Below are 23,668 nucleotides of genomic sequence, written 5' to 3'. Positions count from 1 at the left end.
ACTTGACAAACTCCGCCAGCCCCCTTATCATAAACACTGAAGCTATTTATTTATCTTCTCTGTACAGATTAAATGACAAAAAAACTCACGTATCTGGCGTATCATGTTTAATTTTTTGCACTATGTGCACCTTATGTCTTATAAAATTTCTACCTACATAAGCTGAAACGCGCTTATAAAGCGTTTAAAACATAAAAAAACGCCAACTTAAAAAATGGATAGTGAATAACTAGCTACCCTAGGGTTTCTTTTGCCTTTTTTTCTGTTTAGTAAATTTCTTAATGTTTCTAATTTAGATTAGTTGCGGTTTAAAAGCAACTGAATCGCGGTTATTAAGCATTTAGAATAAAAAAACGCCATACTTGAAAGTATAATGTAAGTAATTAGCCAACCACGGGGCTTCTTTTGCCTTTTTTTTCCATTTGGTAAATTTCTTAATGTTTATGGCTAAACGACAACCGTCATCCCGCTACTTGTTAGCGGCTGAGATACCGCGGCGGTATGACGTAGGACTGCTGTCATCCCAGTGCTTGACACTGGGATGGCTTTGTTGCATCGCTCTTCGGATAGTAGGTAACGCACAATAAATTTATGAAGCTATCTCAAATTTAGCCATGCCTATTTCAGTAAATTTGTTAAGCAAATAACATTTGAGTAGCAGTTCCCTCTCACGATTCATTTCAGATTTGTTCCTAAAACTAAATCCAAATGTCTTTTTTAATCGCGAGAAAAAACCTTCTATATAAGATCTTTTTCCATAACTCATCTCTTTTTTCCACTTCTTTATACCATCTTCATCATATGACTTTATGAGCTTGACTGCAGAATTTCTCTCAGCCATATAGTCTAACTTTGGATGCTCTGCTGCGTTGTTTTTCGGAGGAATTTTCGTTTTTATACCATATTGATTACACAGCTTATAGAGCTTTTCTCTGTCATATGCCCTATCTGCATATAGTACTTTTATGACATACTGAAAATCGACTTCTTTTAGCAAATCACAAGCTCCATAGTGATCAGCCGTTACTGTATTTTACAGCTATGGCTTTTTTGCTGTTTGTATTCAACATTACATGCAATTTTCTTGTCTGTTCATAGCTGCGATACTTTCTATCTTCGCTATTTTCTTTGCTATGACCAGGAGTGTTGTTGTATATACTAATTCCTGTACTGTCTATAGCAATTTCGATATCTTCCATATTATTTTCTGCAATCATTGATCTTAATATTGAGTTTCTTAAACCTTCTTGATGATTGTGAATAGCTGATAACTTGCAAATTTTTCCCAATTTGCTCAAGGTATCCTGCTATAAACCCAACTGTTTGCCTCAGGCCTATTCTAAATAAACAAGTTATTATGTGCACCAAAATTACAACTTTATCGCTATAAATATTGTTGCCACCTGGTATTTTTGGACCATTCTCGTACCACTTTTCTATGGCTTCGTTGATATAATGAAAAATATTTCCTCTTTTTTCTAGAAATTTGTTATATTCGCTATGGTTACTGACCCTCATTTTTTGTGGCATATTTTTTCTTCAACAGTTAAATCGCTATTTATAATGAATTTTGTCAGTAATCACTAATTTTTCTGCTGCTATGCAACAAAGCCATCCCAGTGTCAAGCACTGGGATGACAAGAAGAGGGTACTTGGATAAGAGGCATTGCCCTCCTGGTAGGCCCAAATTGCAATGTCCGTACAGTTATGGATTCATTCGCGGTATAGATTCCGCTAATGAGTAGCGGAATGACGAATTTGTTGTTTTTCAAATTGTAGGTAAACCTAAGCCACTCTAGCTATATATAATAGAATTTCGCTTTCTACTATCTTTCCAGTTGTTTTATACATAATTCTCGAATTTTGAAAATTTGCTCCATATCTAATCTCTCACTTGTATAAAATTTGTTTTCTTACTTCGAGACCTAATCTACCACAACTTTTATATGGCGTTTCTTTCCTGCAGATAATTTTATAAATGGCTGATCTTTAAAGCTTTCGAAATTTATTACATGATCAATATTGTTTACAACATTATCATTAATCTTGCATCCGTTGCCCTGTATTAAACGCTTTGCAGCGCCTTTTGAAGGTTCAAAACCGGTGTCATGTAGTAGGTCTACTAAGGATATGCCGCTTGCAACTTGTTCTTTTTTTATGATGTAATCAGGAAGTAGTGAGCTATCTTCATTCTCAAAAGCAGAAATTGCAGCAAATTGTGCAAGTTCCGCTTCTTTGTCACCATGACATATTTTTGTCACTTCTGTTGCCAAGACCTTTTTTGCTTCATTTATTTCTTGATCCTTTAAAGACTCTAATTTTCTAATCTCATCAATTGGCACATCAGTGAGCAATCTTAAAAAACGTCCAACATCTTGATCATCAACGTTGCGAAAATATTGCCAGTAGTCGTAAGGCTTTAGCATATTATCATCAAGCCACACTGCTCCACTTTCAGTTTTGCCCATTTTTTTTCCTTGTGCATTTAATAAAAGAGGCATGGTAAGGCCAAATAGCTCAGGTAAATTCAACTTTTTTCCAAGTTCAATTCCGTTTACTATATTTCCCCACTGGTCTGACCCTCCAATCTGCAGACGACAATCATATTTTTTGTTTAATTCAATAAAGTCGTAAGCTTGCAATAGCATGTAATTAAATTCCAGAAAGCTTAAGGTTTGCTCTCTATCCAGCCTGGTTTTCACACTATCAAAACTTAGCATACGATTTACAGAAAAATAAGCTCCTATATCACGCAAAAAATCTATGTATTTTATGTTATCCAACCAATCTGCGTTATTTACTATCATTGCACCAGTCTTGCTGTCATTAAAAGACACCATTTTCTCTAATATTCTCCTTATACTGGATGTATTTTGATTGATGTTCTCTACAGGCAAGATGCTTCTTGCTTTATCTTTGAAGGATGGGTCACCAATTTTTGTTGTGCCACCTCCAAGTAAGACTATCGGCTTATAACCAAATTTTTGTAGGTGACAGAGCATCATAATCTGAATTAGGTGACCAGCATGAAGACTTGGTGCTGTGCAATCAAACCCAATGTATGCAACTATATAATTGCTCTGCAATAATAATTGATCTAGTCCTTCAATGTTTGTGCATTGGTATAGGTACCCTCTTTCTTGGATGAAATTTAAAAATTCAGATGCGTGTTTCATTTTATAAACCCCAGTCTATCCTGTCATTAATGCCGAAGGTAACCCTAATAGAGAAGCCAGTGCCCAGACACTGGAACTTAATTATAAACAAGCACACTATGCAACGTTTTCGATGAAATTGCATGAAAAACTGGATTCCAGTGTCAGCTACTTTCATGACACCACTACCTGTGCAGGAGTTGCCTTCAAAATTACAACGTTTGTGCAGTTGTGCACCAGCTATCCAGGCAATCAGTTCCATAACTCTTCTATTTTATAATACTCCCTTACTTCCGGCCTGAATATGTGAACCATTATGCCTTGAAAATTCAAAACCACCCAATTGCCTTCATCCATACCTTCTACATCTATTTTATCATGTGGCTTGAGGCTTTTTATTACGTGCTCAGCTAAAGCTTTAACGTGACGGCTTGAATCACCAGATGCAATAATCATATATTTTGCAATAACGGTTTTATTCTGCACATCAAAAGTTACTATATCATGACCTTTATTTTGATCTATTATCTCTTCAATTGTACTTCTTATCGATTCCATATCGCTAAGCATTGTTTACAGGTTATATGATTCATTTATAATTATATACTCAAAATTTCTAAATATGAACTATTTTCAACGCAACTACTTGTTAAAGGTATTACCTGCATCTATTTTATCATCATGTTTTTAGCATGTACAATGTATATACTTTTTATATAATTGAAAATAGCTTTTTACTAGTATTCATTATGGGCAAGACTCTCATCTACTTAATCGGCTTTCCAGGCAGTGGTAAGTTTACTACTGCAAAGGAACTGTGTAAAATCATTGGTGCAGTAATAGTAAGCAATAATCTATTCAATAATATTATATTTGATATTGTTAAATTACAAAACGCTGAAGTTCCAGATGACCTATGGGAAAAAATTTTTGCAGTTAGGGAAAATGTATTAGCAATACTGGAAAAACACTACGTAAAATCAAAACATTATATATTTACAAATGAATTGATAGAGGGTGATCCCTATGACCAAAGATTATATAACTCAGTGGTAAATTTAAGTAAAAAAATGGACATGGAAATTTTTTCTGTAGTATTACATTGTAATAATGAAAAACTAGTAAGACGTGTCCAATCAGAAGAGAGATATCAGGAAAATAAAATTACTGATCCGGATTTTGCTATAAAGAAAATTGAAGGGAAAAGGCTATTTATACCTGAGGGTTCGCTTGAAATTGATAACTCGAACTTGAGTGCAAAGGAAGTTGCAAAGAAAATTGTTGAAGAGATGAAGAAAGAAAAAAATGGAAAATTAATTAAAACTTCTGTAACAAATCATTTAAAAACAGAGCGTACTCGTGGTTGAGCAGAAAGATAAGTACCGTCCTTGTGTTGGCATAATGCTATTTAACAGACAAGGACATGCCTTTATTGGAAAACGCTTTGATAGCGATTCTTACTGGCAGATGCCACAAGGAGGTGTTGATGATGGTGAGGAACTGGAACAAGCAGCGTTACGTGAGTTGCTAGAGGAGGTTGGTACTAATAAAGTAAAGGTTATAACTAAAAGCAAAGATTGGATATACTACAACTTGCCTGAAGAAGTTATACCAATATGCTGGAATGGAAAATATTCTGGTCAAAAGCAAAGGTGGTTCTTAATGAAGTTTTGCGGAGAGGATGAGGACATTGATATTAATTATACTGGTCATCCAGAGTTCAAAGAGTGGCGTTGGCAAGGTATAGATAGTTTAGTAGCCAGTGCTATATCATTTAAAAAAGAAGTTTATAAAACAGTGATAGAAGAGTTTTCTTCTATAATAAAAGCCTCAACAATAAGCTCATGATAGTAGATTCTCATTGCCACTTGATTTATTTTTCTGACGATGAAATACCAAAAGTAATTTCAAGGGCAGAGCAAAATGGTGTAAAGGTTTTGCATAACATATGCGTAAGCATTGACGATGTTCCTAAGTTATTAAAAATTTCTTCATCCTATGATCAGGTCTACTCCTCTGTTGGTATACATCCGCTTGATGCTGCTATAGAAAACGGTGAGTGTATACATGTTGATGAATTAGTTGAATTTACCAAGAACCAAAAGGTAATTAGTATCGGTGAAACCGGGTTAGATTTTTATAAATCTGACAACAAAGACAATCAGAAAAAAAGTTTTGCATTACATATAGAAGCGTCAAGAATAACTGGACTACCTTTAGTTATTCACACAAGAAGCGCTGATAATGAGATGATCGATATGTTAAGGGCAGAAATGAAAGCCGGTGCTTTTAGTGGAGTAATGCACTGCTTTGCTTCCTCTAAAGAACTTGCTTATCAATCTATAGATTTGGGGTTATATATTTCATTTTCTGGAATTATTACTTTTAAAAATGCGAGCTTACTCAGAGAAATTGCACAAAATGTACCACGCGAGCGTGTTTTAGTCGAAACTGATGCACCATATCTATCACCTGAGCCTTATAGGGGAAAAAAGAATGAACCAGCAATGGTGAAATACGTTGTTGATTGTTTGGCAGAGTTGTGGAATGAGTCACCAGAACAAGTAGCGAAGGTAACCACAAGCAACTTTTTTAGGCTGTTTGAGCTATAAAGAAGCTCTATAAAACCATTAATTTGCTTATGAACCTAAAGATTTCACCAGCTCTCTCACCGAGTTTACAGACTTATTAAACATTTCTTGTTCACTATCATTCATTTTAACTTCTAGGATCTTTTCAATTCCGTTTTTTCCAATAATTACAGGAACACCAATAAACAACTCTTCTACACCATATTCACCATTAAGGTAAGCAGCACATGGTAATATGCGCCTCTTATCTTTTAAATATGATTCTAACATGCATATAGCTGAAGATGCAGGAGCGTAGTATGCAGATCCAGACTTAAGCAGATCAACTATTTCTTTACCGCCATTGCGAGTGCGTTCAACTATTTCATCGACTTTTTTCTGTGTGATAAGACCCATATCGATAATTTGAGTAAGTGGAACTCCAGCAACTGAAGCACAATTGATTAGTGGTACCATAGTGTCGCCATGTCCTCCAAGCACAAAAGCAGATATATCTTCAACTGAGATATTTAACTCACTTGCAAAAAAGTAACGAAAACGGGAAGAATCAAGCACTCCTGCCATGCCAACAATCATATTAGTTGGAAGGTTTGAAAATTTATGCACCACTGAAACCATGGCATCCAAAGGGTTGGTAACCACTATTACAAACGCGTTTGGAGAATATTTTTTAATATTTTCGCCAACCTCCTTCATTACTTTAGCATTGGTTTGCAGGAGGTCATCCCTGCTCATTCCAGGTTTTCTAGCGATGCCAGCGGTTATTATAATTGCATCGGAGTTTTTTATATCTTCATACCTATTTGTGCCAGTAATATTGACATTAAATCCATCAATAGGGGATGATTCTGCTATGTCGAGTGCTTTACCTTGTGGTATTCCATCACTAATATCAAGTAAAACAACATCACCGAGTTCCCTTAGTGCAATCATATGGGTGAGAGTTCCACCGATATTTCCTGCACCGATTAAAGATATTTTTTTTCTTTGTACTGTCATTTTCTACTCCTTTGTATTTACTTTTATGGTTTTACCTTCCCAAGGCGATAAGCTATCAAACATACGAAAATCTTGCGGTAAATCTATAGGATTATACACAACCTTTTTTGTCTCTATATCATATCTTACTTCCTCATAACCAGTGAGAGGGAAATCTTTTAACATTGGATGACCTTTGAATCCATAGTCTGTTAGAATCCTACGCAAATCAGGGTGATCAGAAAACTCTATTCCATACATATCAAACACTTCACGCTCAAACCACAAAGCCGTACTAAATATCTTCGCTACACTTGGAGGCATGTCGCTTTCACATAACTGAAGCTTTATGTGTACTCTAATATTATGCACAATGCTGAGCAGATTGTATATTAGCTCGAAACGCTTCTCTCTATTTGGATAGTCAACCCCAAAAATATCAACTAATAGTTCAAGTCTGCATTTTTCATCATCGCGTAGAAAGAGTAAGTGATTTGCAATATCATCTAAAGCTGAATATATTATAATAGTACCATCATCTCTCTGAATACACTCGCATTTAAGCTTTTTTTGTATATATTTTCCAGTTTTATCCATGCTTTATATTTTGAGTTCGTTTTATTTTGTTTTGTAGGCATAGCATTCCATATAGCAACGCCTCAGCGGTTGGTGGACATCCAGGGACATACACGTCAACCGGCACAATTCTATCACAGCCTCGGACTACTGAATAAGAGTAATGGTAATAACCACCACCATTTGCACAACTTCCCATAGAAATAACATACTTCGGGTCTGCCATTTGATCATAAACCTTGCGCAATGCTGCTGCCATTTTATTAGTTAGTGTGCCAGCAACAATCATCACATCTGATTGACGTGGGCTTGCACGGAACATTATACCATATCTATCAAGATCATAACGGCTAGATGCGGTATGCATCATCTCAACTGCGCAACATGCAAGACCAAATGTCATTGGCCACAATGAGCCAGATCTTGCCCAATTCATTACATAATCTGTTAAATCACCAAATTTAGTGACAAGAAACCCTTCTTTTTTATAACGACCCCAATCATCATTAGATAGAATTTGATTTGTCATAAACTACTCCCACTCTAATGCACCTTTACACCACTCATAGATAAAGCCTATAGTGAGTATTGCAAGAAATACCATCATAGACCAAAATCCACCATAGCTTATCTTAGATAAAGAAACAGCCCAAGGAAAAAGAAAAGCAATTTCTAAGTCAAATATTATAAATAATATTGAAACTAAGTAAAATTTAATGTCAAAATTTTTTCTTGCACTGGATAGTGGATTAAAGCCACACTCATATGTGGAAAGTTTTTCACCATCTGGCTTACTCACTGCAAGAAACATAGGCAATATACCTAAAACAAAAGATACTACAATTGATACGCAGATAAAGATTACTATGGTTAAATATTCGCTCATTTAACAAAACATATAACACTATGAATTTACATGCTTTCCTAACTTTTTACCACCTAAAATATGCACGTGAAAATGTGGTACAACCTGCTCTCCATTTTCACCGTAGTTAGTGACTAACCTATACCCTGTTTTTTCTAGATTATATTTATGTGCTATCTCTCTTACAGTTTTGAAGAAATTTGCTATTTCCTCTTCAGAAGCTTTTAGAATAAAATCATCGTATGAAACATATTGATTTTTGGGTATAGCTAAAATGTGAACTGGTGCATCAGGGTACTTATCGCGAAAAGCTAGTACATTTTCATTTTCATGTACCTTCTCACAAGGTAACTCATCTCTTAATATTTGAGCAAAGATGTTATTGCTATCATAAACTTCATTGCTCATATTTTAAGAGCGACCTTTCCCTCTTCCTTCGTTTTTCTCTACATTAGGTGTAGATAGTGGTTTTATCGTTTCACCAGAAGCATTTTCAAGATTTAAAGAGCTTACAAGTTCCCTTGCTTTTACCATGTTCTGCTGTTCTTTCAAAGAGGTTTCTATTCCACTTACCCTTTTTCCAGCAGTAACTCCTGGTTGTAAGTAATACATATCCCCAGGAACAGTTAAACTATGATGTCTTTCCTCTATTTTAACTTCATTCATAATACTCCCCTTATAACTCATAACTTTATCTCCTATTCCTTATATTTTCAGAACCCTGCTCAACTTTATTCTGCCATGCAGTTTCCTTTAATAACTCTCCTCTACTACTATCTACAAATGTTTCAGCAGCTTCCAATGCCTTACTAGCAGATAAAGCCAAAGTTTCTGAAGGCTGATTAGACTCCACAACCTTATACAATTTTTCTGCAATACCATACAGCAATTTTAAGTCTGTGTGAACTTTAAATTCTCCACCAGTGATTTCTGCAAACTTCTTGAGGTCACCTTTAACTTTATCAGCAATTCCTTTAAGAACAAGCTCTTTTATTTCTTTCTCGCTCTTGCCTTTATTATCAGGATTAGTTTTAATAGTGTTAGCTATTTCCTCAACGTTAATTTCAATTACAATTTTGTTTTCTTCTCTGAAAATAGTTACATTCGGTAAACCTACTTTTATTTTACCCAATTGTTCATCGTTCAAATAAGGTATATCTTCCGTCAGAGTCCTTGACACTAAAAAAGCTACCTTTCCTGTCCCTTTCTTTTGCTCTGTTATTTCTACACCAAGATCTTTACTAGCTTGTGTGGTTTTTATGGGTGGATCATATTCTTCAAGTGGGTTGCCAATAATAGAACGCCCGCCATTTTTTATGTCGTGCCGCATTTCATCCCAGGACTTAAACCAATTCTTTGGCCATATAGGGTATACTGCACCCTTGACTAGGACTTTTACACCTCTACTCAGAAAACTTCCTACTCCCGAAGCTGCATTACCAACTTTAGCTAGTATAGAAGTAGATTTTTCATTTTTTCCTGTGAACATACATACCTCCAAGGTACTTTCTACAACTAAATACATTTTAATTATAGACGAAAAAATTTAAACTTCTATATCCATTATAAGATAGAATTATAGGGATTGCAACCATTATTTGTACATTGTCTAAAACATGTAGTATTTTCGCTACTTTTATTGTTCAATTTATTATAAAGAATACTCTCTAAATTATGTTTAAATGGAGCACAAATAATATCATTGATGCAACTGGCGGAAGAGACGTAAATGGTTGTAATTGGATACATAGCTCAAATATTTCAACGGACACAAGAAGCATAAAAAAAGGTGATTTATTTATTGCCCTCAAGGGAAAGAATTTTGATAGCCATAATTTTTTGCATGAAGCGTTTTTAAAAGGGGCTGTCGCTGCAATAGTGAGTGAGGGTAAATATAAAAGTTTCCCTCTCATGATTGTACAAGATACCCTGAAAGCTTTGCACGATATGGCATCATACTACATTAGAAATGTTCTTATTGATGCTAAAGTTATTGCAGTTACAGGCAGTGTCGGGAAAACCACTACAAAGGATATGCTGCACACTGTTTTATCGCAATATGGAGTGTCCCATGCAAACGAAGGTAACTTAAATAATAATATAGGATTGCCTTTGACAATTCTAAAAGCTCCAAAAAACTGCCAGTACTTAATCCCTGAAATGGGAATGAATAAAGTTGGTGAAATAAAAGAATTATCAAAGATTAGTAATCCGAATATTGCAGTTATTACCAACATCGAACCTGCACATACTGAAAATTTTTCATCACTATTTGACGTTGCACAAGCGAAGTTAGAAATTCTGTATGGTATGAAAAATAACGGTACTTTGGTTTTAAGCAGAGATAATAAATATTATGATTATCTCTCATCACACGCCAATAGAAATGTAATAAGCTTCGGTAAAGATAAAAATGCTGAAGTTTGCTTATTAGACATAATAAGAAATGATGACGGGCTAAATTTAAAAATAAGACTAAATAATAATCAAACTATAAACTGTAATTTACGTGTACAAGGTGAGCATTTTGCTTATTCGCTACTTGCTGTTGCAGCAGTTGTGCAAAGCCTCGGACTTGATTTATCAAAATTACCACTTGCACTTAAGAATTTTAGTGTAGCGAAAGGTAGAGGCAATATTCATAAGGTCAAATACAATAGAAAATATATACATTTAATTGATGACTCCTATAACGCCAGCCCTGCTTCGATGAAAACTGCGATAAAAACTTTGAGTACATATTCTAATCAGAGAAAAGTAGCTTTGCTTGGTGATATGTTGGAACTTGGTGATGAAAGCATAGAGTTTCATACAGATTTGGTTAAGATTATCACAGAAAATAATATAGATAAAGTTTATACAGTTGGTAAATTTATGTTAGAATTGCATGAGCTTTTGCCAGATAATATAAGAGGCACGCATTTTAATGATTCTAATCAATTGAAAAGTGATTTAGCTAACATTATTCAGAATAATGACGCAATTCTAGTTAAAGGCTCACGAGGAATGAAAATGGATCTTATTGTACGGGAATTCGTAATAAAATATTAAGCGAAATCATTGTATTAATTTACAGTAACAAATTATTAGGAACTTTAATTGTGACAAAACGTGTAATTATTTTTGGTGGAACGGGGTTTATAGGGAAACACATCGTAAGACGCTTGGCAGCAGAAGGATATTTAATAAAGATATTCACTCGTAATCAGGAAAAAGCTGCTTGTTTAAAATTGTGTGGCAATTTAGGACAAATATCAATATTTAAAGGCGATTTTTTTGATGAAAAATCAGTTCTGGAGGGTATGGAAGAATGTGATGTAGCTATAAACTTAGTGGGAATATTATATGAAGCAAAAAAGCACGATTTTTACGCTGTTCACGTTAAAATAGCTGAAAGGATAGCAAAAGCTGCAAAAATGAAAAATGTACCTATGATGATACATTTTTCTGCTATGGGAATAGAAAATAGCAAGTTGTCAAAATATGCCAAAAGTAAATTGGAAGGTGAAAAAGCTGTAACTTCAGCATTTCAAAAAGCAATAATAATTAGGCCAAGCCTTGTATTTGGTAAAGAAGACAACTTCTTTAATAAATTTGCAAGATTAGCAACTATTCTTCCTTTCTTACCACTAATTGGCAATGGAACAACTAAATTTCAGCCAATATGTGTAACAGACTTAGCTGAAGTGGTATATCGTATTATCAGTTTTAATAAGCAAGACAAGAAAATTTATAACATGGGTGGACCAAAGGTTTACTCTTTCAAAAGCTTATTGAAGTTTATTCTGAATGTTACTAACAGAAAGTGTTTGTTGATCAATGTATCTTTTCCAATGGCAAAGTTAATAGCTTTCTTTTTAGAAAATAAAATTATTTCTATGCTGCTAAAACCAATAACCGGAGATACGAACCCTGTGCTTACTCAAGATCAGGTGAAAGTTATGATGAATAGTTCAATCGAAAAGTCAGTTGACCTTGAAACAATGAAGGTTCGACCATTAGCAATTGAAAATGTGGTGCCAGAGTACTTGAAGATTTATAGAAAGTATTGATAGAAGAGTGTGCCCGGTGGGATTCGAACCTACGACCCACAGCTTAGAAGGCTGTTGCTCTATCCAGCTGAGCTACGGGCACACAACATATATAAAATGCTTCTTAGTACAAGTGAAGTCAAGTACTTCGTGTGAATATGATGTTTATCTTACAAAACCTTGTCATTGCAGTTGTGTGTCGCGCGCTACCGAAATTGGATGCGAGAAGTCTATTTATTTTAGAAAATATTATATAGAAAGCTGCTTGACAAACTCCACCAGCGCCCTTATCATGAAACTGAAGCTATTGTATTTGCTTTCGCCAATCTGCAGATTAAAAGGTAAGGATTACTTAATGTATCGGCGTCTTATGTTCAATTTTTTGCAGTATATAGATACTGTATGTCTTTACAAAACTTCATCTACATCTAGATTTTTATCTAAATAAGCTGAACGCGCTTACAAAGCGTTACAAGACATCAAAAAATGCCAATACTCGACAGAGATAGTAAAAGACTAGCTAACTCGGGGATTCTTTGTCTTTTTTTCTGCTTAGTAAATTTCTTAAACATTTGCAGCGTAGGTTAGTTGCAATTAAAAGCGGCTGAATCTCGCTTGTCAAGCGTTTAAAACATAAAAAACGCCAATATTTTAAAGCGGATAATAACCCCAGGGTTTCTTTTGCCTTTTTTTTCATTTGGTAAATTTCTTAATATTTATAGCTAAACAACAACCGTCATCCCGCTACGTGTTAGCGGGATCTATGCTTTGAGATACCGCGAATGAATCGCGGTATGACGGTGTAGATGATGGTTAAGTAATTCGTCATCCCGCTGCTTGTTAGCGGGATCTAGAGATACCGCGGCGGTATGACGGTTCGCGGCGGCGTGACGATAAGCTCGTCATCCCGCTACTTGTTAGCGGGATCTAGAGATACCGCGGCGGTATGACGGTGTAGATGATGGTTAAGTAATTCGTCATCCCGCTGCTTGTTAGCGGGATCTAGAGATACCGCGGCGGTATGACGGTTCGCGGCGGCGTGACGATAAGCTCGTCATCCCGCTGCTTGTTAGCGGGATCTAGAGATACCGCGGCGGTATGACGGTTCGCGGCGGCGTGACGATAAGCTCGTCATCCCGCTACTTGTTAGCGGGATCTAGAGATACCGTGACGGTATGACGGTTCGCGCGGTGGCATGACCTCGTCATCCCGCTACGTGTTAGCGGGATCTATGTTAAGAGATACCGCGAATGAATCGCGGTATGACGGTGTAATGATGGTTAAGTAATTCGTCATCCCGCTGCTTGTTAGCGGGATCTAGAGATACCGCGAATGAATCGCGGTATGACGGTTAATTATTTTGCAGCGGCATGACGTCTCGCTTACAACCTATAGCCTTCAGTGCTCCTTTTTTTGTCATCCCAGCGTCACGCGTTGGTTTCAACATTATATCATGAACTTTCTAAAATTCATTGAGTTATGCTTTCAAACGGTAGTGCCGGGGTGTGAGTATAACGATTATCAGTATGTAAAAGTCATAGCAGACAGGCTAGAAGCAGTGAGCGTTGGTGAAGTGAGGCGAATAATATTCAATATGCCTCCGCGTTCAATGAAGTCCCTGTGCGCTAGTGTTGCGTGGCCCGCATGGATACTGGGAAATCAGCCAACCGCGAGGATAATAGTTGCAAGTTACTCTCGGCTGCTCAGCGAAAAGCACTCGCTCGACACCAGGTGCGTGATGCAGTCTAGTTGGTATAGAGAGCTATTTCCAGAGGTAGAACTATCCAAAGATCAGAATACCAAATACAAATTTCAAACAGTGCAGAGAGGATACAGAATCGCAACATCAGTTGGAGGAACACTAACTGGTGAAGGTGGTGATTTTATCATTGTGGACGATCCGCTCAGTTCTGCTCAAGCTTTGAGTGAAACGCTTAGAAAGCGTGCCACAAACTGGTTTGATCAGACTTTAGTAACCAGGCTGAACGATAGAAAAAAAGGAGTCATCGTTCTTGTAATGCACAGGCTACACCAGGAGGACTTAACCGGACACCTTCTCTCCAAGCCAAAAAATATATGGCATCATATTTGCTTACCGATGATTTCTGAAAATAAGAAGATTATCTATTCAATCAAAAAGCCAGCGCATCCTGTTTCTGTCATCCAAGTAACTACAACCAGTAATAAAACAGCATCGCGTGCTAGACCTGCAAAGATGTTATACTCAAGAGAAGAAGGCCAGCTATTATATCCCCTCTATGGAGGAAAAAAAGAAGTTAAGATGATAAAAGTCGAACTTGGGAGTTACGCTTTTGCTGCACAATATCAACAGAACCCTCTGCCACTTTCAAGTGGTATAATTAAACGAGAGTGGCTGAAGCGCTATAGAAATTTTTCTGATAGTCTCTCATATGTCACTCAGAGCTGGGACACTGCAGTTTCAACAAGCAGCATGAGCAACTTTAGCGTCTGCACCACCTGGACAAAAGTGGGCAATAAATTCTATTTACTCGATGTATATCGCGCAAAGCTTGAGTATCCAAAGCTTAAAGAGCAAGTTCTGTCACTAGCTGCAAGATGGACACCGCACGCAATTTTAATCGAAGCAAAAACAAGTGGTCAGCAATTGGTGCAAGAGCTAAAGACAAACAGTGATTTACCAATTATCGAAATAGTACCACATGATGGTAAGCTCACTCAATTCCACCGGATTGCTCCGATGATAGAGTCTGGCAGGATTATTTTGCCGCATCAAGCAGTATGGCTAAATGATTTTGAGTATGAAATTTTAATGTTTCCAGAAACGCGCCACGACGACCAAGTGGACAGTACCGTGCAATATTTGCAGTGGGTGAGAAACAGTACCTCTAGGGTTACGGCTGTACGGGCATTGTGATTTGAGAGCAATTTCCACAAGGGAGGATGTCATCCCAGCTCTCCTTTTTTTGTCATGCAAGTAGCTGACACTGGAATCTAGCTTCTCGTTGCTGCTGCGATCATATACTATTGTAATGAGCCTTCAAAGTCACTTAAAAATAGCAACGTCCAAGGGTTTTCTGAAAAGGTCCCACAACCCGGTTCGTAAAATTCACAAGAACCATTAAAATATTTTTTTACTTTTCATTGTATATTTCTCAACATATTATCTTTAAGTACTAAAATAATTAACAATATGGCATTATTAATAGTTGAATCACCTGCGAAAGCAAAGACAATAGGTAAATATTTGAGTAAAGAGTTCAAAGTAGCTGCATCCTTTGGACATGTGAGAGATCTTCCAGCAAAAAACGGTTCTGTCGATCCGGATAATGATTTTGCTATAAAGTATGAAACCATTGAAAAAGCAGAAAAGTATATAAAAGAGCTAGTAAAAGCAGCAAGTAAAGCATCAGATATATATCTTGCAACAGACCCAGACAGAGAAGGGGAAGCAATGGCTTGGCATGTGATAGAGACATTAAAAGAAAAGAAAGCAATCAGTAATGAAAACAACATTTATAGAGTAGTCTTTAATGAGATAACAAAAAGAGCAGTACAAGAGGCTATAAAAAATCCACGTGAAATAAATATGGATTTAGTGCGTGCACAACAAGCACGTAGAGCTTTGGATTATCTAGTTGGATTTAGTTTGTCACCACTGCTGTGGACAAAATTGTCGGGAAGCAAGTCTGCAGGGCGAGTGCAGTCTGTTGCATTAAAGATTATATGCGAACGAGAAGATGAAATTAGTAAATTTATAACACAGGAGTATTGGAGTATAAAGGCAGAAATGCAAAATAGCAAAGATGAGGCTTTTTTTGCTATGCTAAGCCACTATGACAATAAAAAGCTAGAAAAATTTGATATTAAGAATGAAGAAGAAGCAAAGAACTTAGTCAGGGAGATTGAATCAAGGCAATATGCTGTAAGCACAGTAGAACGCAAGCAAGTTAAGAGAAACCCGCTTCCTCCGTTTATTACTTCAAGTCTTCAGCAAGATGCAGTGAATAAACTGTATTTTAATGTGAAAAGTGTTATGCGCATAGCGCAAAATTTATATGAAGGTATCGATATTGGTGGTGAAACTGTAGGGTTGATAACTTACATGCGTACAGATGGGTTTCATATTGCAGATGAGGCTATAAACTCAATTAGAGGGTCAATTAAGTCATTATATGGTGATAAATATTTACCGCAGTCTCCTCGTAAATATGTAAAAAAGGTCAAAAATGCTCAAGAAGCACATGAAGCAATTCGTCCAACTGATATCAATAGAACGCCGGGTAGTATTAAGGATTACTTAACGCCAGAGCAATTTAAATTGTATGATTTAATCTGGAAAAGGACCATTGCAAGTCAAATGGAGTCGGCGATTCTTGATCAAGTGGTAGTTGAAATTAGTTCTACTGACCAGAAAGTAGTTCTGCGAGCAAGTGGGTCGAGTATATTCTTTGATGGTTTTTATAGAGTCTACCAAGATAACATGGAAGCCGAAAATGAAGGCCTGCTACCTGCCATGAAGGAAGGGGAAGCATGCAAGCTGATTTCAGTTGAGCCAAAACAGCATTTCACTCAACCGCCACCTCGTTATAGTGAAGCAAGTATCGTAAAAAAAATGGAAGAAATCGGTATAGGTCGACCATCAACTTATGCAACAATTATTTCGGTATTACAAGATCGTGAGTACGTTTCATTGGATAGCAAAAGGTTTATTCCAAGCAGTCGTGGTAAAATCGTTACTATATTTTTAGAAACTTTTTTTCAGCGTTGTGTAGAGTATGATTTCACAGCACAAATGGAAGAAAAGCTTGATTTAATTTCAAATGGACATGCAGATTGGAAAAAAGAATTAGGCCACTTTTGGGTGCCATTTTTTGGTCATGTAAACTCTGTCAAGCAAATGACGCATGATGAAGTTTTCAGCGGCATTCACGATTTGGTAATCGATTGGTTTTGTTCAGAAGAAGGAAAAAAAGAGGTGAATACAAAATGCCCTGCTTGCTCTGATGGCATATTGAAATTGAACTTTGGAAAAGCCGGGGTGTTCCTTGGATGTTCTAACTATCCTGAATGCAACCATACAAAAGAAATTACAGGTAGTAACGACAATTCAGAATATCCAAAAAGTTTAGGTGTAGATGATATAACAAACCAAGAAGTGATGATCAAAAAGGGTCCTTTTGGACTTTATCTGGAGTTTAATAACGAGTTAAAAAAGAAAAAAACGGTTTCCATACCAAAAGATATAAATGTTAATGATATTGATCTGAATACCGCTACTCAGTTACTTTCCTTGCCAAAAGTAATCGGAGAACACCCTGAAACCGGAAAGGAAGTAAAAATAGGCCTTGGACGATTTGGATACTATATTTTCTATGATGGTAGATACTTTTCTCTTAAGAAAAGCTCCAAAGAGGTGCTGAATACAGAATTGAGCGAAGCTGTACAAATTATTGCAAACAGTCCACGCAAAGAGTTAAAATCTCTCGGGGTTAATGAAAAGGGAAAAGAAGTTTTCATCTGCAACGGTAGGTACGGATTCTATATAAAATGCGGTAAAACAAACGTTGCTTTGGGCAAGAGTGCAGATATTGAAAGCATAGATTTGAAGAAGGCTTTAGAATTGATTAAGGGTAAGAAATAGACTTCTTGCATAACCATTATCTACGTTAAAAATCAGCTTTTTTGTCATTCCAGCGTGTGACGCTGGAATCTAGAAAAAAAGAACCTGGATGCCAGTGTCTGGGCACTGGCATGACACCCTTTCTGGTAGAGGTTGCTCTCAAATCACAACGTGCATACAACTGCAGCAGTATGATGTTTTATTTATTATAGCTATAACACTGAAGTTTACAATCAGAACAAACCACTTGGCCACGTGGAACTGATTTCAGTTTATCAGTTGAAACTTGATTTGAGCAGAATATGCATTTTATTGTGTTGCTTGGAGTAAGTGAGTTATCAACAGCAATTCTATCATCAAAAACAAAACATTCTCCTTTCCAATTACCATTCTTATTATAAGTTTTTTCAAGGTAAGAAAGAATGCCGCCTTTCAGGTGGTACACATCGTTAAATCCAAGATTTTTCATGTACGCTGTTGATTTTTCGCATCTAATCCCACCAGTGCAGTACATAGCCACTTTCAGGTCTTTACTCTCAGAAAATGACTCTGTCCACTGAGGAAACTCACGGAAACATTGTGTGTGTGGATTAATTGCATTCTTAAACTTGCCTAATTTCACTTCATACTCGTTTCGTGTATCTATTACTAAAACGTCAGGTTGAGAAGTAAAATCATCCCAATGCTCTGGATCAACATATTTACCCTTAAGGGAAATATCAAGATTGCTTACACCAAGATTCACAATCTCTCTTTTTAATTTTACCTTCATCTTGCTAAATGGTTGATATTCTGCTGCACTCTCTTTCCATGTAAGGTCCCTTAGCCTATAATCAGAACGTAGAAAATCGAATATTTTATCAATTGCGTTTCTTTCACCAGATATTGTTGCATTAACACCCTCTTCTGCAAGGAGTATAGTGCCCTTTAACTCAACGTTGTTGCATGTAGCTTTTATTTCGTCTTTCATGTCATAATAATTAGAAAGTTCTACAAAATGATAGAAAGTTGCAATGACGAAGCTCATGATTATTCACTTATCAACTAAAAACATGATATACAAAATTATAAAGATATTCAATAGTACGGCTGTTAATTACTGGATATCTTCAGTTTTTACATATAACATTTTAATATAAAATATAGATTCAAATTAATGTTTTTAAGAGTATTTAAAAATATATTCTTATTTTTAGTAAGTATATTATTCGTCTGTCCTATACTATCGTTAATATCAATCTTATTTACAGATTCAGCGAATTCCGAATGGGTAATCAGTACACTTTTCCCTGAATATATACTGAGTACGTTAATTTTGATGATAGGAGTGGGGGGAATATCCTTCATATTTGGAGTAATTCCAGCTTGGCTCACTACATTTTTTTCATTTCCTGGAAGTAAAATTTTTGAGATTGCTTTATTCTTTCCAATATCGATTCCTGGATATATAGTAGCGTTCGTCTATGTAAATACGCTAGAGTTTTCAGGTCCGGTGCAGAGCTTATTAAGAGACATTTTAGATTGGAGCAAAGGTGACTATTGGTTTCCTGAAATAAAATCCCTAGGTGGTGGAATATTAGTAATGGGATTCAGCCTATATCCATACGTTTATATGTTAGTCCGCTCAAGTCTAAAGAATGTTAGTAACTCAGTCACTATTGCATCAACACTTGGGTTCTCCTCATTGAAGAGCCTGTTTTCTGTCATCATACCCTCCATACGTCCATCAATTATAGCAGGGTTGTCCTTGGTACTAATGGAAGTAATTACGGATTTTGGCACACCACAGTTTCTTGCTATTGATACTTTCACGACAGGAATATATCGCACCTGGTTTTTACTGCATGACAAATATTCAACTACTGTTTTAGCAGTTGCAGAATTGATTTTCGTTGCAACACTAATAGCTATCGAAAAAAAACTACAAAAAAAAGGAATATCCTACTCTTCAATCAATACCAATTCAGATTATCACAACAAACGGAGTATAAGTGGCACTATACCATTGATCTTTGCTTATCTTATGTGTGTATTGCCGATATTAATAGGTTTTATTTTGCCAATGATTCCGCTCATATATTGGAGCATAGAGAAGGGGTTTTTCATATATGAAGCAAGATTCTATAACATAATAGCAAATAGCGTTAGTTTATCATTCATCACTGCACTAATCTCAATTAGCATTGCAATAATTATTGGATATACGGCGCGTAAAAATAAGGTAATCAATAATATAGCACGTCTCATTTCTTTAGGCTACGCAATTCCAAATGCAATTATCGCAATTAGCATAATAATATTTTTAAGCAGAATATCCTCTTTCATTACTCAATATATTGTGGAAATTAGCTTGGTAGGAACTATTGGCGCATTAGTTTATTCATATTTATTTCGTTTTTTTGCTATATCTTTCAAGGCGGTAGAGTCAGGGCTCAAAAAAACACCAAATGAAATTGAGTGGACTGCATATACTATGGGTCATGGGCCTATTTCCACATGTTTGAATGTTCATATCCCTCTCATCAAGAAGAGTATATTATCGGGATTTTTGCTCGTATTTATGGATACTATCAAAGAGCTCACAGCAACACTTATTATAAGACCATTTAATTTTGAAACTATATCAACTAGAATATATGAACTTGTAAGCGATGAGCGCTATAGAGAAGCTGCCCCATTTTCGTTAATAATAGTTATAATAGGCTTAATCTCTACAATAACCTTATTTACACTTGATGATAAGGATAAAAAATAAACGTAACCGTTCACAGATTTCCACTTAATTCTTCAATCTCACTAATAGAAAGGCCAGTAAACTTGACAATAGTGTTGACATCAACATTATTAGCCAGCATTGCTTTTGCGACTTCAATTTTCCCTTCAATTTTCCCTTCAGTTTTTCCTTCCTCTTTACCAATTTTTTTACCTTTTTCAGTAGCAAGATCAAGTCTGTATTCAAGAATGGCTTCTTCTTTCCGTAAATCCATTATTCTTTCTTCGTAAGCTACTAAATCTTTTTCGTTCCAACGAAACTTGTCTAACTCATCATATGCTAGCTTTATTATTGGTGCTTTTTCTGCTATTTTCTTTAGATCTTCATCTGTCGTTTCTTCTGCATACTTAAAAAAGAAACACCACCTTTCTATTGTACTCTCTAGTTGCTCCACTCTGCTTTTTGAAAACTTAGGTAACTCAATAAAGACGAATTGAAAGTCTTTTAAGTAATGGCCGTTGGTTTTTATATCACGTATATTATGAGTAGAGATATAATCAACTTCTTCAGGAAGTAAGTTACAATTTGATATAGCAATAAAGAAGACTTTCTTTAAATCAATGTAGTTGCCAGATTTATCTAATTGTCTTGAGTAGGCTTTAGCGGCATATAATTGAGCGCGTTTTTCGAAGCCCTTGTCTCTAGCGAGCTGCATTTCTGCTATATATCTATTTCCGTGAGAATCCTTGCAGAGAACATCAACAATACTTTGTTTATCAGAGGCAACTTCGGGATCCATAATAGTGCTAAGAAACTCAACTTCTTGTATTGCATTTATCTCAGTAAACCCTAAAATATCGTTCAAAAAGTGGATCAGGATATTCTTATTTTTTTCCGTTCCAAAGATTTTTTTGAAACACAAATCATTGCGAGGATCGAGAAATTTTGAAAGAGCCATGGCAAAAATGCTTGAAAATATTAATAATTATACACTATTATTAACAATTATTCAACCATATTTTTGAAGATAGCTATAGCTAACACGTCATGCCGCCGCGAACCGTCATACCGCGATTCATTCGCGGTATCTTAGCATAGATCCCGCTAACAAGTAGCGGGATGACGAGCTTATCGTCATCCCGCCGCGAACCGTCATACCGCCGCGGTATCTCGGCATAGATTCCGCTAACAAGTAGCGGAATGACGATTGTGTATCATGTTTTGCTAAAAATCACAGAATGCAGTCTGGTTACAAATAAACTATTTTGACAGTTAATGGGGTCTAGTTTTGATGTATGGACTATCCAAAGAAAAGGGTGGTATCATAACTTCAAAAACTTTTATGCTTTCTTCATTCAGAAATTCATACTTACCCTGCATTATTCCTGACGGTACATTTAAGTATGTTCCACTTGTGTATTTAAATACCTCTCCAGATTTTATCACAGGTTGTTCTCCGATAACACCAACTCCGGCAATTTCATTTACTTTTCCCTTATAATCTATTATTTGCCAATGACGACTTAACAATTGAATAGTTGATTGGCTTTTGTTTTTTATCTTAACGTTATACATCCATACATAGCAATTTTCATAAGGAATGGATTGCTCTTCAATATAAATTGGTAAAACTGTAACTTCAACAAAGTTGGTAGTTAGTGTGTATTCTATCATTATAAAATATTCATGATAAGAAAATAGTATCTTAATTATATACTTTTTTCATAGATTTTTCAAGTATACTTTAATTAGGAAGTATCAATTTATAGTATGAATGAACCAGATGCGCTTAGCAAAAAAGTAATAGGAATAATAGGTGGTGGACAATTAGGTAAAATGACTGCTATCGCTGCAACAAAACTTGGACAAAAAATACATGTTTTTGCCAGTGCTAAGGACGATCCTGCTTGCTCTGTTGCTGATGATTTCACAATAGCAGATTTCTCTGATAAGAAAGCGCTTGAATCTTTTGCACAGAGTGTGGATTTGGTCACTATTGAGTCTGAAAATATTCCATGTAGTGCAATTAATATCGATGTAAATTTTTATCCGGGTAAAAAAGCGTTACACATTGCGCAAAATAGGCTTAGAGAGAAAGATTTCATTAGAAGCTTGAGTATAAAAACTGCTGAATACAAAAGTATACAAAATTATAATGAGCTACTGAAAAGCAGTAGAGCTTTTGGCTATCCAACAAGGCTGAAAACAACAGAAATGGGTTACGATGGAAAAGGGCAATATGTGCTTAAGAATGATTCTGAAGTGAAGCAATTTGCTTCCTTTGATTGGAATACAGAGTACATTCTTGAAGCAAGTGTTGATTTACTGAAAGAGGTTTCAATAGTCGTTGCAAGAGATAAAAACGGTAAAGTAGCTTTTTTTCCTATAGCAGAAAATTACCACGTTGATGGAATACTTGATACTTCAACAGTGCCAGCTAAAATAGATAGCAAATTAACTCAAGAGGTACAACGAGCTGCAAAGAAAATAGCAAATGCGCTTGATGTAATAGGAATTCTGGCTATTGAATTTTTTGTTACTAAGGATAACGAATTGTTAGTTAATGAACTAGCTCCAAGACCTCACAATTCTTGCCACTGGAGCTTGGATGCATGTAACGTTAGTCAATTTGAACAGCTAGTTAGGATAATATGCGGGCTACCTATGCAGGAAGTAGTATTACGCTTTCCTTGTATGACGAAAAATATAATAGGTAATGATATATATGATTCTCATAAGTATTTGAGCAACGAAAAAGCTAGTTTAACCATATATGGGAAAAAAGAGGTTAGGGATAAGCGTAAAATGGGACATGTCAATATAGATTTAAGTTAACAGTTTTTCTACGTCATACCGCCACAACTGTACGAACATTGTGATATGATGAGATGTTACATAGTAAACGGTGTCATTCTAGCACCTCTTTTCCCGTCATCCCGCTGCTTGTTAGCGGGATCTCATTTCACTTTGTGAAGGTGTCATCCCAGCACCTCTTTTCCCGTCATTCCGCTGCTTGTTAGCGGGATCTCATTTTACTTTATGAGGGTGTCATCCGAGTAGCCCCTTTCTCGTCATCCCGCTGCTTGTTAGCGGGATCTCATTTTACTTTATGAAGGTGTCATCCGAGTAGCCTGACTACTTGGATCCAGGAATTTTA

At 36.1% G+C, this 23,668-nt stretch carries 25 protein-coding genes and 1 tRNA gene; 9 read left to right on the top strand and 17 right to left on the bottom strand.

What is annotated here, in order from left to right; genetic code table 11:
• Positions 1-589 precede the first annotated feature (589 nt).
• The 5 genes from AAGD72_RS00490 to rsfS form a co-directional block, all read right to left on the bottom strand.
• On the bottom strand, positions 590-997 hold the full coding sequence (locus tag AAGD72_RS00490) for a transposase (protein WP_051062209.1): 408 nt from the start codon (positions 995-997) through the stop codon (positions 590-592).
• 19 nt (positions 998-1,016) lie between these two features.
• Positions 1,017-1,217 (bottom strand): hypothetical protein, encoded by a 201-nt coding sequence (locus AAGD72_RS00485; RefSeq protein WP_010082383.1) that lies wholly within the window; start codon positions 1,215-1,217, stop codon positions 1,017-1,019.
• Positions 1,201-1,530 (bottom strand): transposase, encoded by a 330-nt coding sequence (locus tag AAGD72_RS00480; protein ID WP_007548762.1) that lies wholly within the window; start codon positions 1,528-1,530, stop codon positions 1,201-1,203. Before AAGD72_RS00480 ends, AAGD72_RS00485 begins: the two co-directional genes overlap by 17 nt.
• A 395-nt stretch (positions 1,531-1,925) precedes the next feature.
• On the bottom strand, positions 1,926-3,176 hold the full coding sequence (gene tyrS, locus AAGD72_RS00475) for a tyrosine--tRNA ligase (RefSeq protein ID WP_007548582.1): 1,251 nt from the start codon (positions 3,174-3,176) through the stop codon (positions 1,926-1,928).
• A 231-nt stretch (positions 3,177-3,407) separates the two neighbouring features.
• Positions 3,408-3,725 (bottom strand): ribosome silencing factor, encoded by a 318-nt coding sequence (rsfS, locus tag AAGD72_RS00470; protein ID WP_006279567.1) that lies wholly within the window; start codon positions 3,723-3,725, stop codon positions 3,408-3,410.
• A 179-nt stretch (positions 3,726-3,904) separates the two neighbouring features.
• Here rsfS and AAGD72_RS00465 point away from each other — a divergent pair, with 179 nt between their 5' ends.
• Genes AAGD72_RS00465 through AAGD72_RS00455 form a run of 3 tightly spaced genes read left to right on the top strand, consistent with a single transcriptional unit; the run spans position 3,905 to position 5,767 of the window.
• Positions 3,905-4,522: an AAA family ATPase gene (locus AAGD72_RS00465; RefSeq protein ID WP_022626414.1), complete on the top strand. Its 618-nt coding sequence runs from the start codon at positions 3,905-3,907 to the stop codon at positions 4,520-4,522.
• A gap of 34 nt (positions 4,523-4,556) precedes the next feature.
• Positions 4,557-5,003 (top strand): RNA pyrophosphohydrolase, encoded by a 447-nt coding sequence (locus tag AAGD72_RS00460; RefSeq protein ID WP_007548581.1) that lies wholly within the window; start codon positions 4,557-4,559, stop codon positions 5,001-5,003.
• A complete protein-coding gene (locus tag AAGD72_RS00455; RefSeq protein WP_341814867.1) occupies positions 5,000-5,767 on the top strand; it encodes a TatD family hydrolase in 768 nt (255 codons plus the stop codon). The genes AAGD72_RS00460 and AAGD72_RS00455 overlap by 4 nt, the downstream gene beginning before the upstream one ends.
• Before the next feature lie 27 nt (positions 5,768-5,794).
• Here AAGD72_RS00455 and mdh read toward each other — a convergent pair whose 3' ends face one another.
• Genes mdh through AAGD72_RS00420 form a run of 7 tightly spaced genes read right to left on the bottom strand, consistent with a single transcriptional unit; the run spans position 5,795 to position 9,654 of the window.
• Positions 5,795-6,745, bottom strand: a complete 951-nt coding sequence (mdh, locus tag AAGD72_RS00450) for a malate dehydrogenase (protein ID WP_341814866.1) — start codon at positions 6,743-6,745, stop codon at positions 5,795-5,797.
• Positions 6,746-6,748: 3 nt separating this feature from the next.
• Positions 6,749-7,321 (bottom strand): NADH-quinone oxidoreductase subunit C, encoded by a 573-nt coding sequence (locus AAGD72_RS00445; protein ID WP_341814865.1) that lies wholly within the window; start codon positions 7,319-7,321, stop codon positions 6,749-6,751.
• The gene (locus AAGD72_RS00440; RefSeq protein ID WP_096617324.1) at positions 7,314-7,829 is read right to left on the bottom strand and encodes a NuoB/complex I 20 kDa subunit family protein; all 516 of its coding nucleotides are present in this window, start codon (positions 7,827-7,829) and stop codon (positions 7,314-7,316) included. Before AAGD72_RS00440 ends, AAGD72_RS00445 begins: the two co-directional genes overlap by 8 nt.
• Positions 7,830-7,832: 3 nt before the next feature.
• Positions 7,833-8,186 (bottom strand): NADH-quinone oxidoreductase subunit A, encoded by a 354-nt coding sequence (locus tag AAGD72_RS00435; protein WP_265015749.1) that lies wholly within the window; start codon positions 8,184-8,186, stop codon positions 7,833-7,835.
• A gap of 18 nt (positions 8,187-8,204) precedes the next feature.
• The gene (locus AAGD72_RS00430; RefSeq protein WP_341814864.1) at positions 8,205-8,573 is read right to left on the bottom strand and encodes an HIT domain-containing protein; all 369 of its coding nucleotides are present in this window, start codon (positions 8,571-8,573) and stop codon (positions 8,205-8,207) included.
• Positions 8,574-8,576: 3 nt separating this feature from the next.
• Positions 8,577-8,852, bottom strand: coding sequence for a hypothetical protein (locus AAGD72_RS00425; protein ID WP_341814863.1), 276 nt, complete (start codon positions 8,850-8,852; stop codon positions 8,577-8,579).
• A gap of 4 nt (positions 8,853-8,856) precedes the next feature.
• Positions 8,857-9,654 (bottom strand): hypothetical protein, encoded by a 798-nt coding sequence (locus tag AAGD72_RS00420; RefSeq protein WP_341814862.1) that lies wholly within the window; start codon positions 9,652-9,654, stop codon positions 8,857-8,859.
• Positions 9,655-9,839: 185 nt separating this feature from the next.
• Here AAGD72_RS00420 and AAGD72_RS00415 point away from each other — a divergent pair, with 185 nt between their 5' ends.
• Positions 9,840-11,216 (top strand): UDP-N-acetylmuramoyl-tripeptide--D-alanyl-D-alanine ligase, encoded by a 1,377-nt coding sequence (locus AAGD72_RS00415; RefSeq protein ID WP_341814861.1) that lies wholly within the window; start codon positions 9,840-9,842, stop codon positions 11,214-11,216.
• Positions 11,217-11,266: 50 nt separating this feature from the next.
• Complete coding sequence (locus AAGD72_RS00410) at positions 11,267-12,217, top strand: complex I NDUFA9 subunit family protein (RefSeq protein ID WP_341814860.1); 951 nt, start codon at positions 11,267-11,269, stop codon at positions 12,215-12,217.
• A gap of 8 nt (positions 12,218-12,225) precedes the next feature.
• On the opposite strand, the gene AAGD72_RS00405 is transcribed toward AAGD72_RS00410, so the two are convergent.
• Positions 12,226-12,299: transfer RNA gene (locus AAGD72_RS00405), tRNA-Arg, on the bottom strand.
• A gap of 417 nt (positions 12,300-12,716) precedes the next feature.
• The gene (locus AAGD72_RS00400; RefSeq protein WP_182309489.1) at positions 12,717-12,893 is read right to left on the bottom strand and encodes a hypothetical protein; all 177 of its coding nucleotides are present in this window, start codon (positions 12,891-12,893) and stop codon (positions 12,717-12,719) included.
• Positions 12,894-13,649: 756 nt separating this feature from the next.
• On the opposite strand from AAGD72_RS00400, the gene terL reads away from it, so the two are divergent.
• Together terL and topA are read left to right on the top strand one after the other, a co-directional pair.
• A complete protein-coding gene (terL, locus tag AAGD72_RS00395; RefSeq protein ID WP_341814859.1) occupies positions 13,650-15,092 on the top strand; it encodes a phage terminase large subunit in 1,443 nt (480 codons plus the stop codon).
• A gap of 276 nt (positions 15,093-15,368) precedes the next feature.
• Entirely contained in the window at positions 15,369-17,819 is a 2,451-nt protein-coding gene (topA, locus tag AAGD72_RS00390) for a type I DNA topoisomerase (RefSeq protein ID WP_341814858.1), read from the top strand.
• Between the two features lie 178 nt (positions 17,820-17,997).
• Here the strand turns inward: topA and AAGD72_RS00385 are convergent, their stop codons facing one another.
• A complete protein-coding gene (locus AAGD72_RS00385) occupies positions 17,998-18,825 on the bottom strand; it encodes a rhodanese-related sulfurtransferase (RefSeq protein WP_341814857.1) in 828 nt (275 codons plus the stop codon).
• Positions 18,826-18,954: 129 nt separating this feature from the next.
• Between AAGD72_RS00385 and AAGD72_RS00380 the strand changes: the two genes are divergently transcribed.
• On the top strand, positions 18,955-20,553 hold the full coding sequence (locus AAGD72_RS00380; protein WP_341814856.1) for an iron ABC transporter permease: 1,599 nt from the start codon (positions 18,955-18,957) through the stop codon (positions 20,551-20,553).
• A gap of 10 nt (positions 20,554-20,563) precedes the next feature.
• Here the strand turns inward: AAGD72_RS00380 and AAGD72_RS00375 are convergent, their stop codons facing one another.
• Positions 20,564-21,469 (bottom strand): Rpn family recombination-promoting nuclease/putative transposase, encoded by a 906-nt coding sequence (locus AAGD72_RS00375; RefSeq protein WP_341814855.1) that lies wholly within the window; start codon positions 21,467-21,469, stop codon positions 20,564-20,566.
• 314 nt (positions 21,470-21,783) lie between these two features.
• Positions 21,784-22,185 carry a Co2+/Mg2+ efflux protein ApaG gene (gene apaG / locus AAGD72_RS00370; RefSeq protein WP_007549064.1) on the bottom strand — a complete coding sequence of 134 codons (402 nt, stop codon included), beginning with the start codon at positions 22,183-22,185 and terminating at the stop codon, positions 21,784-21,786.
• A gap of 96 nt (positions 22,186-22,281) precedes the next feature.
• Here apaG and AAGD72_RS00365 point away from each other — a divergent pair, with 96 nt between their 5' ends.
• Entirely contained in the window at positions 22,282-23,346 is a 1,065-nt protein-coding gene (locus AAGD72_RS00365) for a 5-(carboxyamino)imidazole ribonucleotide synthase (protein ID WP_341814854.1), read from the top strand.
• Positions 23,347-23,668: the final 322 nt, after the last annotated feature.

Origin of the sequence: Wolbachia endosymbiont (group A) of Chalcis sispes, from assembly GCF_964026765.1 — a bacterium.
Classification (GTDB): Bacteria; Pseudomonadota; Alphaproteobacteria; order Rickettsiales; family Anaplasmataceae; genus Wolbachia; species Wolbachia pipientis.
Note: the sequence above shows the minus strand (reverse complement) of the source record. Positions and strands in the feature narration are given on the sequence as shown.